The organism is Sorangium sp. So ce302, assembly GCF_051530145.1.
GTDB lineage: Bacteria > Myxococcota_A > Polyangia > Polyangiales > Polyangiaceae > Sorangium > Sorangium cellulosum_B.
In genome coordinates this window covers 5,891,049-5,902,500 of the sequence record NZ_CP150326.1, presented here as the reverse complement: position 1 = coordinate 5,902,500, position 11,452 = coordinate 5,891,049, and the positions used below count along the sequence as shown (strand labels likewise).

6 protein-coding genes are annotated in these 11,452 nt (G+C 71.7%); 4 read left to right on the top strand and 2 right to left on the bottom strand.

Annotated elements, in window-relative coordinates:
* Positions 1-413: 413 nt before the first annotated feature.
* On the top strand, positions 414-5,315 hold the full coding sequence (locus tag WME73_RS22395; RefSeq protein WP_437916988.1) for an Lhr family helicase: 4,902 nt from the start codon (positions 414-416) through the stop codon (positions 5,313-5,315).
* A 248-nt stretch (positions 5,316-5,563) separates the two neighbouring features.
* Here WME73_RS22395 and WME73_RS22390 read toward each other — a convergent pair whose 3' ends face one another.
* On the bottom strand, positions 5,564-5,878 hold the full coding sequence (locus WME73_RS22390; RefSeq protein ID WP_012236599.1) for a KGG domain-containing protein: 315 nt from the start codon (positions 5,876-5,878) through the stop codon (positions 5,564-5,566).
* 799 nt (positions 5,879-6,677) lie between these two features.
* On the opposite strand from WME73_RS22390, the gene WME73_RS22385 reads away from it, so the two are divergent.
* The 3 genes from WME73_RS22385 to WME73_RS22375 all read left to right on the top strand — a co-directional run bounded on the left by WME73_RS22385 (position 6,678) and on the right by WME73_RS22375 (position 10,451).
* Positions 6,678-7,955, top strand: a complete 1,278-nt coding sequence (locus WME73_RS22385) for a hypothetical protein (RefSeq protein ID WP_437916987.1) — start codon at positions 6,678-6,680, stop codon at positions 7,953-7,955.
* Between the two features lie 440 nt (positions 7,956-8,395).
* Entirely contained in the window at positions 8,396-9,886 is a 1,491-nt protein-coding gene (locus tag WME73_RS22380; protein ID WP_437747409.1) for a pre-peptidase C-terminal domain-containing protein, read from the top strand.
* A gap of 292 nt (positions 9,887-10,178) precedes the next feature.
* Positions 10,179-10,451, top strand: coding sequence for a hypothetical protein (locus WME73_RS22375; protein WP_437747408.1), 273 nt, complete (start codon positions 10,179-10,181; stop codon positions 10,449-10,451).
* 86 nt (positions 10,452-10,537) lie between these two features.
* On the opposite strand, the gene WME73_RS22370 is transcribed toward WME73_RS22375, so the two are convergent.
* Positions 10,538-11,176, bottom strand: coding sequence for a response regulator (locus WME73_RS22370; protein WP_437747407.1), 639 nt, complete (start codon positions 11,174-11,176; stop codon positions 10,538-10,540).
* Positions 11,177-11,452: the final 276 nt, after the last annotated feature.

The window sequence follows — 11,452 nt, the reverse complement described above, 5'->3', positions numbered from 1 at the left end:
TTTTGTACGCCTTTTCGCCAGGCATCCGAGCCATGTCCAGGCGTTCCCTGGAGCCAGCGGCGGTCGCCATGGCAGCGTCCTCCGGACCTCGGAGAGGCCGCTCCCAGCTGCGCCAGCGAGCCGATGATCCGAGCAGCCGGGCAGCCTGACATCCGTCGAAGCGGCGAGGGAGGCGTGAACCCCTGCTGAGCCGACCGCGTGCGGGCGGCGCTCGGGGTGGCCATCCGCCAGGCGGACGCGCTCGCCGTGCGGTCCCGTCTCGATGACCCCGCCCGGAGCGAGCGGTTGCGTCAGGTTCCCCCGTGAGGGATGGCTCTTGCATCGTCGGCGGCCCCGCAAGGAGGGCCGTGCGGCGACAGGCGCACGGGAAGAAGCGCCGCGCACCGGCTCCACAGGCCACGGAACCGCCGCCGATGGCAAAGAGACGTCCCCCCGCATCCGATCCGCTCGACCGCTTCCACCCCGCTACCCAGGCGTGGTTCCGCGCGGCTTTCGCCGAGCCCACCCCCGCCCAGGTGCAGGGCTTCCCGCCCATCCTCGACGGCGCCTCCACCCTGCTGCTCGCGCCGACCGGCTCGGGCAAGACGCTCGCCGCCTTCCTTGCGGCCATCGACCGGCTCATGGCGTCACCCGAGCCCGAGGCCGCCGAGCGCTGCCGCGTCGTCTACGTATCGCCCCTCAAGGCGCTCGCGATCGACGTCGAGCGCAACCTGCGCGCGCCGCTCGCCGGCATCGCCGCCGCCGCCGAGCGCCTCGGCCTGCCCTACCGCGTCCCCCAGGTCGGCGTGCGCTCCGGCGATACCGCGCCCGAGGACCGCGCCCGGCTCGCCAAGAGGCCGCCGGACATCCTCATCACCACCCCGGAGTCGCTCTACCTCCTGCTCACCGCGGCCGCGCGCGATCGGCTGCGCGCCGTCGAGACCGTCATCATCGACGAGATCCACGCGCTCGTCGCGACGAAGCGCGGATCGCACCTGGCCCTGTCCCTCGAGCGGCTCGAGGCGCTGCGATCCGCGCCGCGGCCGATGCAGCGCATCGGCCTGTCCGCCACGCAGCGGCCGCTCGACGAGGTCGCGCGGCTGCTCGGCGGCGGCGAGACCGACGGCGCCGGCGGGCGCTTCGCGCCGCGGCCGGTGACCCTCGTCGACGCGAGCGCCCCGAAGGCCCTGGAGCTCCGCATCGAGGTGCCCGTCGAGGACATGACCAAGCTCGGCGAGGCCGCCCGCGCGGGCGAGGGCCCGAGGGGGGCGCCCGCCGAGCCGGCGCAGCGCTCGATCTGGCCGAGCATCCACCCGCGCCTCGTCGAGCTCGTCCGCGCCCACCGCACCACGATGATCTTCGTGAACAGCCGGCGCCTCGCCGAGCGCCTCGCCGCGGCGCTCAACGACACCGCCGGCGCCGAGATCGCGCTCGCGCACCACGGATCGATCGCCCGCGAGCAGCGGCAGCAGATCGAGGAGCGGCTCAAGGCGGGCCTCCTGCCGTGCATCGTCGCGACCTCGTCGCTGGAGCTCGGCCTCGACCTCGGCTCCGTCGACCTCGTGATCCAGCTCGAGGCGCCGCCCTCTGTCGCGGCCGGGCTCCAGCGCGTCGGGCGCGCGGGGCACGAGGTCTCCGGCACGTCGCGCGGCGTCGTCTTCCCGAAGCACCGCGGCGATCTGCTCGCGTGCGCCGCCGCCGCGTCCCGCATGCGCGAAGGCAAGGTCGAGGCGACCCTGTACCCGAGGAACCCGCTCGACGTCCTCGCCCAGCAGATCGTCGCCATCGCCTCGATGGACACCCTCCACGTCGACGCGCTCTTCTCGCTCGTCCGCCGGGCGGCGCCCTTCGCCGAGCTGCCCCGCGCGAGCTTCGAGGGCGTGCTCGACATGCTCTCCGGCCGCTACCCGTCCGACGAGTTCGCCGAGCTCCGGCCCCGCATCGTCTGGGACCGGGTGGGCGGCGCCGTGCGCGCCAGGAAGGACGCGAAGCGCCTCGCCGTCGTCAACGCCGGCACCATCCCCGACCGCGGCCTCTACGGGGTCTTCCTGGACACCGGCGGCGACGCCGCGCGCCCGGGCCGGCGCGTCGGGGAGCTCGACGAGGAGATGGTCTTCGAGGCCCGCGAGGGCGAGGTCTTCCTCCTCGGCGCCTCGTCGTGGCGGATCACCGACATCACCCACGACCGCGTCCTCGTCGTCCCCGCCCCGGGCGAGCCGGGCAAGATGCCGTTCTGGCGCGGCGACCAGGCCGGGCGCAACGCCGAGCTGGGCGCCTCCATCGGCGCCCTCGCGCGGCGCCTCGCCGCGCTGCCCGACGGCGAGGCCGAGCGCACGCTCGCGGACGAGCACGGCCTCGACGAGCGCGCGGCCTCGAACCTCGTCCGGTACGTGCGCGACCAGGCCGCGGCCACGGGCGACGTCCCGAGCGACCGCACCCTCGTGATCGAGCGGTTCATCGACGAGGTCGGCGACCACCGCATCTGCCTCCTCTCGCCGTTCGGCGGCCGCGTCCACGCGCCGCTCGCGACCTGCATCGCCGAGCGGTGCCGCCTCGAGCTCGGCCTCGCGGTCGACACCGTGTGGACCGACGACGGCATCGTCCTGCGGCTGCCCGAGTCGGAGTCGCCCCCCGACGCGAAGCAGCTCCTGCCGCAGGCCGATCAGGTGGAGGATCTGCTCGTCCGCGGCCTCGGAGACACCGCCCTCTTCGCCTCGCGTTTCCGCGAGTGCGCGGGCCGGGCGCTGCTCCTGCCGCGCAAGTTCCCCGGCAAGCGCTCGCCGCTCTGGGCCCAGCGCAAGCGCGCCGCCGACCTGCTCGCCGTCGCGTCGCGCTACGGCTCGTTCCCCATCCTGCTCGAGACCTACCGCGAGTGCCTGCGCGACGTCTTCGACCTCACGGCGCTCGAGGATCTCCTCCGGCAGATCGCCGCCCGAAAGGTCCGCGTGGTCACGGTCGACGTCCGCGCGCCCTCGCCGTTCGCGGCCACGCTGCTCTTCACCTACGCCGGCAACTTCATCTACGAGGGCGATCTGCCGCTCGCCGAGCGAAGGGCGCAGGTGCTCACCATCGATCACAGCCGCCTGCGCGAGCTGCTCGGCGAGGCCGAGCTGCGCGAGCTGTTCGACGCGGACGCCGTGCTGGCCCTCGAGGCGTCGCTCCAGCGCCTCGACGGCCGAGCGCCGCTCAAGCACGAGGACCAGGCGCACGATCTCCTGCTCTCGCTCGGTGATCTCACGCGCGACGAGATCGCCCGGCGCGCGGCCGGCCACGACGCGCCGCCCGAAGCGGCCCGCGAGCGCGCCGCCGCGTGGATCGACGAGCTCCTCCGGGATCGGCGCGCCATCGAGGTCCAGATCGGCGGCGAGCGCCGCGTCGCCGCCGCCGAGGACGCGGGCCGGCTGCGCGACGCCCTCGGCGTTGTGCCGCCGCTCGGCCTGCCGATCGCGTTCCTCGATCCCGTCGCGGACCCGCTCGGCGAGCTGGTTGCGCGCTACGCGCGCACGCACGGGCCCTTCCGCGCGGACGACGTGGCCCGGCGCTTCGGCCTCGGCCCTGCGCCGGTGCTGGCCGCGCTCGCGCGCCTCGCCGAGCGAGGCCGCGTGGTCGAGGGCGAGTTCCTCCCGGGCGGCCGCGGCCAGGAGTTCTGCGACGCCGAGGTGCTGCGCTCGCTGAAGCGCCGCTCGCTGGCCCGGCTGCGCGCCGAGGTCGAGCCGGTCCCGCCGGAAGCCTACGCCCGCTTCCTCGCAGACTGGCACGGCCTGCACCGCCGCCGGCGCGGCCTCGACGGCTTGCTCGCGGCGCTCGAGCAGCTCCAGGGCGCGCCCCTCTCGGCCTCCGCCCTGGAGTCCGAGATCCTGCCCGCCCGCGTCGAGGGCTACCGGCCCGGCGATCTCGACGCGCTCTGCGCGGCCGGCGAGGTCCTCTGGCGCGGCGTCGAGCCGGTCGGCGACGACGACGGCCGCGTCGCGCTCTACCTCGCCGAGGCCTTTCCGTACCTCGCCCCGCCGCCTGGCCGCGCCGAGGGGGCGCTCGCCGAGGGCATCCGCGCCGCGCTCGCGCGCCGCGGCGCGCTCTTCTTCTCCGACCTGTCGCGCGAGACGGGCGCCTTCGGCGCGGACCTGCTCGCCGCGCTCTGGGATCTCGTGTGGACCGGCGAGGTCACGAACGACACGCTCGCCCCGCTGCGCGCGCTCGGCCGCGCGTCCGGCTCGAGCGGCCGACGGCGCGACCGCGACCGCGCTGCGTCCAGCCGCGGCCTCGCGGCGCTGCGGGCGCGCCGGATCGGCCCGCCGGGGAGCGAGGGGCGCTGGTCGCTGCTGTCTCCCGGCGCGTCCGGCGCTGCTGGCGGCGCGTCCTCCGGCGCGCCTGGCGAGACCGAGCGACGCGCGGCGCTCGCCCGCGCGCTGCTCGAGCGCCACGGGGTGCTCACGCGCGAGGCGGCGGCGGTCGAGGGGCTCGCCGGCGGCTTCTCCGCCGTCTACGACGTGCTCCGCGCCATGGAGGAGGCCGGTCAGGCGCGGCGCGGCTATTTCGTCGCCGGGCTGGGCGCCGCGCAGTTCGCGGTGCCGGGCGCCGACGATCGCCTCCGGGCCTGCCGCGAGCCGTCCGACGATCCGCGGACGCTCGTCCTCGCGGCCACGGATCCGGCGAGCCCCTGGGGCGCCGCCGTCCGCTGGCCCGAGCTCCCCGCGCCTGTTGACGGCGGCACCGAAGGCGCCGTCCGCGGCCCGGTCCGGCCGCAACGGGCCGCGGGCGCCCTGGTGATCCTGCACGACGGCCGGCTGCTCGCCTGGATGGGCCGCACCGAGCGGAGCCTCACCACGTTCCTGCCGGAGGCCGAGCCGGAGCGCGGCGACGCGATCCGGGCCATCGCGTCGGCGCTCGGGGCGCTCGTCGACGAGGGGCGGCGGCGCGCCGTGCTCGTGGCCACGATCGACGGCGAGCCTGCGCACAGCTCCCCCCTCGCGCGCGCGCTTTCCGACGCGGGCTTCACCTCCGGAGCGCACGGCTACCTCAAGCGGGCCATCACGCCCGAGGGGGGCGGGTGGCGGCCGCGGCACGTGCCGCCCGCGAACGCGCCCGACTGGGCTCGCCGCGCGGCGGCGGCGGGCCTCGATGCGCCGGAGGACGAGGCAGATGGCTTCAGGCCGCCGCCCGGGCTCCGCGCGTGGCCCTCCGGGCCTCCGACCGGTGGATGGAGGATGTCGCCCGCCGGCGCGACCGAGGGCGGCGCGCAGGCGGCGGACGGCGGCGCGCCGGACGAGAGCGACCTCGACGACGACGACCCGGCGATGTTCGAGGACGGCGCAGGGATCGACGACGGCTCGGAGTAGCCATCGGTCGGGGGCTGGAGTGGCCCTCTCCGAACCGGTGATTCCGGGTCCTGGCGTCTGCGTTCCAGCCATCACCCACCGTCGCCCGCGCGGCGGGCGCGGCGGAGGGAGCGCTGCGGCGTCGCGTGTCGACAGCGCCAAGAAGGACCGCCGAGCAACCGTGAAAGGGCGATACCTTTCGTGGTTCCTCGGCGGCTCTTCGTGGTCCTCGCGCCCTAGGGGGATCCCGAGCGGCGCGCCGGGACGGTTCAGCCCTGCTGGGTGTGCTCGTCCGCCTTCACATGTTGCTCATGGCTTCCGCCGCGGCCCTTCCGGCTCCGGCCCTCGCCGTTCGTCGCCAGACTCCGCGCCTCGGCGCCCTTGCGCCCGATCTCGGCCATGTGTTCGCGGTTCTGACTGACAGCCTCGCCGCCCTTGCGGCCCGCTGCGCGCGCCTCCTCGGACGTGAACTCGTGCGCCGTGCCCTTCTCATGAGCCGCCTTGCCGCCCTGACTCGCGATCTGGCGCTGCTGCTCCGCGTTCATCGCTGCGAAGCCTCGCTTGCTCTCGCTGGTCTGTCCCATGAATCACTCCTCGGATGGATTGCCTCGTGAACGCCACTCGACGACCGTGGCTACCTGCTGCTGCTTGGCCACATCAGGCCGGCGGTGCCGGCGGTGCCGGCGACGCCGGGGCCATGCTGCAACGCGGGTGCCAGGCCGGGGAGCTCGGACGAATCTGCCGATGCGTCGAGGCCGGACAATTGATGACCATCAGGTCACCAGGGGTGCCGCCACGAGGGTTCGCTGTGGCAAATTGCCTCACTGTGCGCTCCGCCGTGTCTGGTCGCCCCAGTCTGCGGGCTCCGTCGTGACAGGCTCACTGGACGCGACCGGTCGTCCGGATCGTCTTCTGCCTCTGTCCTCTGATCGAACGAACCAGCGAGATGACTGCCATCATCGCGCAACACAAGAGCTCACGGTGGCCCTTTCAGGGTTCACCTGCGCGGCCGCCGCTGCTCACGATCGAGCGCCCAGCACCTCCGATGGCTCCCTTGCGCTCTGTCCACTCAGGCGGATCCGCTGGATTCTCGTGTGGTTGTTATTTTGCTGTGACATGGCTGAATCTGGATGGCCGAGGGGCCACCTTGACGGTCTTGTGACGGCAGCCTTCAGGCGGGGCGTCGAAGGGCTGCGGCGCTGGCGCGTCGCGTCTTGACAACACGGTGCCGCTGCCGCTCTCGTTGCACTGCATCATCACCTTCAGCGCCCGGCCCGACGACGAGGCTTCCGGGCGGCCGGGGTGACGACATTGCAGGAGATTCACATGGCGCTTGCTATCCAGGGGGCTCGTCTCGATGGGGGCCAGCTCTGCCCACCGAACATGACATCATGGCCGCACCGCGCGCGCGGCCGCGCGCCGGGCTACGCGCGTGGCGCGGGCCTGGTCGCGCTCTCGCTGGCGCTCCTCGCGGGCTGCGGCGGCACCAGCGGCGCGGCGCCCGCGGAGAGCCCTGCGCCCGCGCCCGCGCCCGCGGCGAAGGAGCCTTTCGACATCGAGGAGGCGCTCGCCCGCGAGACAGGCGAGCTGCCCGCCCGGGAGCTCCGCGCCGCGGACTGGTCGGCGCGCGCGTTCGGGGCGGGGGAGGCGAAGATCGAGCCGAAGGAGAAGCTCGTCGCGATCTCCATCCCCATCGGCACGGACACCCATGTCGAGTGCTTCGTCTACAACACGATGCTCGACTCGGGCGAGGTGATAAGGAACTTCATCGAGCTGCTCGACCCTGCGAAGGTGGAGGTCGCTCGCGTCGTTCCCTGGGAGGTGAGCGTGCACCGGGAGAGCCCCGCGGTGTTCGTGCAGGCCCTCTACCTCGTCCCGACCGCCGGCGGGAAGGCGGCCGGCCTGCTCAAGATCGCGCTGCACGCGGACAGGGCGCGCCCCATCGCCTGCCTGCATGACGAGGTCGGGTATGTCCGCACGTTCGAGCGGCTCGCCAAGGCGCTCTTCGACTCGTTCGAGTCGAAGAGCGCCGCGCCGAAGCCCGAGTACACGGACACCGTCATCCTGCGCCTCGACAAGCTCCCTGTCGGCTTCGAGACGAGCGATCTGCTCAAGGACGAGGGCGGCCAGCGGCGATGGTTCTCCCGCTCGGCCACCTTCGTGCCGCGTGACCCCAAATCGCTGCACATCGAGGATGAGGCGTCGAACGTGCTCATCGATCCTCAGGGGCAGATCAAGGAAGGCGTCTGGATCGAGACGTCGGGAGGCAAGGCGAACCACCGTATCGAGCTGTCCCAGAAGAAGAACTTCGAGTACGAGTACTCGGGAGAGGTCGAGGGCAAGAAGGTCCAAGGGACGTTCACGCCGGCGGCCAAGGCGTGGCTCGCCTCGCCCGTCGCCACCGCCTCGGCGCTCGCCCGGCTCCTCAAGAAGAAAGGCTCCTTCGACCTGAAGCAGCAGGAGTACATGCCCAGCGTCGATCCGACGAAGCCCGTCGACGTCCAGTACCTCCGCGACGCCTCGGGCGCCGTCACGGTCTCTCTGAAGACGATGCGCCTCGTCGGCAGCCTCGCTCCGGACGGCCGTCCGGAAGCGTTCGAGATCTCCGCCGGTCCTCCCAAGCTGACGATCCAGCGAGCCTACGTCAGGGGCAAGCTGTAAAACCGCCCGCGGATGCGCTTCCGGGCCTGTCCGGGAGCGCCAAGGCGCTCGCCGACGGCCATGCGCGGTGGGGCCTTGCTGCTCGGACACCATCGAGCGCAATCGCCAGCCGGCACCGTCGAGGGGGTCTTTTCTGTGAAATTGGAAAATTCCCGCGTCGACGAAACGTCGTCGGGTGTGCTGGATGGCTGCAGCGCTTGAGTCTCGTCGTCATTTTTATTGATTCACGACGATTTGGTGATCCTGCCCCGCTCAGATCAGGTTATATATCCTCCCGGTCGGCCGAACGACTCTTCGCTGGAACAAAGAATCATTTTTTCGAGCGGAAGGAGCTCTCAATGCGCTCTGTGAGATCGCGTAGATCGCGTGTCTGCGGCTCGGCCAGCTTCAAGCTTGGCGTTGGCGTAATGACCGCGGGTGTATTCGCACTTACGGCCTGCGTGTCGGATCTCGAGGACGAGCCGGTCGAGGACGTCGGCGGTGGCCAGGAAAGCTTCGAGGCGTTCGAGAGGGCCGCGTTCCGCGAGCCTGACTCTGGTGTCTACATTGTCGATGGGGACACGCCCGTCGCGGACATCAAGCATCTCCGGGAGTTCTGGGAGACGTACGTACGGGATGGCGCCCTCATCGTGCAACGCAGCGGCGGCAGCGATGTCGTCTGGTCGGCGGCCCAGAAGAAGAGCATCACCTACTGCGTGAGCACGACCTTCGGCGCGCGCCATGCCGCCGTCGTGGCGGCCATGGCTGCCGCCACGGCTTCCTGGGAGAGCGCCGCGGATGTCGATTACATCTACCAGAGCGCTCAGGACGCGAGCTGCACTGCCGCCAACAGCAACGTCGTCTTCGACGTGAGGCCGAAGAACTCCGGCGGCCAGTACATCGCGCGGGCGTTCTTCCCCAACGATGCGCGATCGGTGCGGAACGTGCTGATCGACTTCAACGAGCTCGAGGTATCCGGCGTCGCGCTCGAGGCAGCCCTGCGGCACGAGCTCGGCCACACGCTCGGCTTTCGGCACGAGCACACGCGCCCCGAGGCGGGCGTCTGCTTCGAGGACAACGCGTGGCGCGCGCTGACCACCTATGACTCGGATTCCGTCATGCACTATCCCCAGTGCAACGGCACCGGCGACTGGGACTTCGTGCTGACCGCAAGAGACATCCAGGGCGCCCAGGCGCTCTACGGCCCGCCTGGTGGCGCCGGCGGTAGCGGCGGTAACGGCGGCGCTGGTGGCAGCGGCGGCGCTGGTGGCGGTAGCGGCGGCAGCGGCGGCGCTGGTGGCGGCAGCGGCGGCAGCAAGACAGTGACCGAGAACTTCAGCAGCAGCGTCAACGCAGGTGCGTTCGTGGACATCGGACCGAGCGCCGGTTTCGCCATCACGCCGGGGACGAGCCTCACGGTGGTGATGACCGGCACCGGCGATCCCGACCTCTACGTGGAGTTCGGATCGGCGCCGACGACGGCCTCGTACAGCTGCCGCCCGTACCTCTCCGGGGCATCCGAGACTTGCACGTTGACCGTGCCGACAGGGCAAACCAAGGCGTATGTCAAGGTCAGAGGGTACTCCGCGGCCACCTGCAACGTGGCGGTGACCTATACCCGACCGAGCGGCACCAGCAGCGGCGGCGGCACGGCCACGTCGGCCACCTTCAGCGGCAGCCTCGCGGCGGGCGCATCGGCGCCGCACGGGCCCCTCCCGGTGGTTCCTGGCACGAGCCTCCGGCTTGTGATGACCGGCAGCGGCGACCCTGATCTCTATGTGAGGTTCGGCGCCGCGCCGACCCTCACCTCGTACGACTGCCGTCCGTATCTGGACGGCGCCGCGGAGACCTGCAATCTGACGGTCCCGGCGGGGCAGACGCAGGCCTTCCTCTCGGTGAACGGCTTCGCGGCCAGCACATATCAGCTCAGCGCGACCTACACGGCTCCTTAAGAGCGGGGCCCGCTGACGCGCCGAGCCATCCGAGGGAATGGATTGGTCGAATGGTCGCCCAACCGGGTGTGCTCGCACCCATCGAGGGCGTCATTTCGACGTGACGCGACGCGCCTCTGCTGGCGGCAGCCTGGACACCACCGCAGACGAACCCTCGATACGGGGAGGTGGGTATCAGGCGCAGGATGAGCAGAGTACGGAGCGCCCGTCGTCCAAGCTGCGAGCGACATCTCGCACAAAAATCGTCGCCGAAAACTGGGCACCTCTAGCGAACCCTTCTTAGGGTGCTCTCATGGACAAGAAAATTTTAGCCGCAACTCTCCTGCAGGCTCTGGCCATGGCTCAACGCGAAGGACGCTCCGAGACACTCGACTCGCTGGTCGAGAGGCTGCGCGTTCGCCGCCGGGATATTCGCGGCACGCTGACCCTGCTCCACCGCCAAGGCATGCTGGACGTGCTCCACATGCGACTCACGCTCTCCGGGTTCGCCATCGGCTCGGCGCTCATCGGAAAGACGCTGCCGGCGCTCCGGGCGGCTCCGCGGGCTTCCACCGCGGCGGCGTGAGCCAGCGCTGCGCTGCACGCCGCGCGCGGTGAGGGCGGTGAGCGAGCTTCCAGCGCTCGCCAGGCGCTCCCGCGCGACGGCGCCGCCTAGGCCTCGACGAGGCCCGCTCGCACCGCGAGGCGGGTCAGGTCGGCCACGCTGTGCGTCGCCACCTTCGCGCAGAGGCGCGCCCGGTGCGTCTCGACCGTCTTCACGCTGATCGAGAGCTGGACGGCGACCTCCTTGGCCGAGAGGCCCATCGCGAGCAGCCGGAGCACCTGCCGCTCCCGGTCGCTCAGCGCGGCCACCACGTCGCCCCTGGCGGCGGCGTCGCGCCGCTGGAGCGCGCGCACCATCGCGGCGCTCACGTCCGGCGATACGGCCGTGCGCCCCCGGACGACGGTGCGCAGCGCCTCCACGAGATCGGCGAGCCGGCTCTGCTTCGACAGATATCCATCGGCGCCAGCCCGCATCGCCTCGGCTACCCGGAACTCGTCGCGGTGCATCGAGAGCACGATGACGCGGAGCTCCGCGATGCCCTTGAGATTCCGGATGAGGTCGACCCCGCTGCGATCAGCGAGGCCGAGCTCGATCACCGCCACCTGACAGCGGTGGATCTCCTGCGCTCGGAGCGCCTCCTGCCCACTTCCAGCCTGAACGACCTCGCTCACCCCCGGCTGCGACGTCAGCGCGTACGCCAGCGCTTCCCGGACGACGTTCTGGTCATCGACGAGCAGGATATTCATGTCGAAGGCCCCCCTTATCCAAGGGCCTTGTAACAGACTACTTTGAGCTCCATGAACCTGTTTTCTCGGTAAGGATTCGCCTGGCGACGGCGATTCGGTTCCTGTGATGCTGGACTGGGCTCCTCGCAAAGCGCCTTGGACGAGCGCAGGAGAGACATCGACGTCGGGACGATGGCGCTGGAACGTCGTTTCATCCGAGCGGGGCGTTGTGCCTCGGTGGGGGCGCACGCGCTCCAGGAGCCCGCAGCCCGCGCGTCTCGTGACGAGCCCTCGGCG

Excerpts from the sequence above, each read along its gene's own strand:
- WME73_RS22395 (WP_437916988.1), top strand. The coding sequence starts at position 414 with ATGGCAAAGAGACGTCCCCCCGCATCCGATCCGCTCGACCGCTTCCAC.
- WME73_RS22390 (WP_012236599.1), bottom strand. The coding sequence starts at position 5,878 with ATGGGACAGACCAGCGAGAGCAAGCGAGGCTTCGCAGCGATGAACGCG.
- WME73_RS22385 (WP_437916987.1), top strand. The coding sequence starts at position 6,678 with ATGACATCATGGCCGCACCGCGCGCGCGGCCGCGCGCCGGGCTACGCG.
- WME73_RS22375 (WP_437747408.1), top strand. The coding sequence starts at position 10,179 with ATGGACAAGAAAATTTTAGCCGCAACTCTCCTGCAGGCTCTGGCCATG.
- WME73_RS22370 (WP_437747407.1), bottom strand. The coding sequence starts at position 11,176 with ATGAATATCCTGCTCGTCGATGACCAGAACGTCGTCCGGGAAGCGCTG.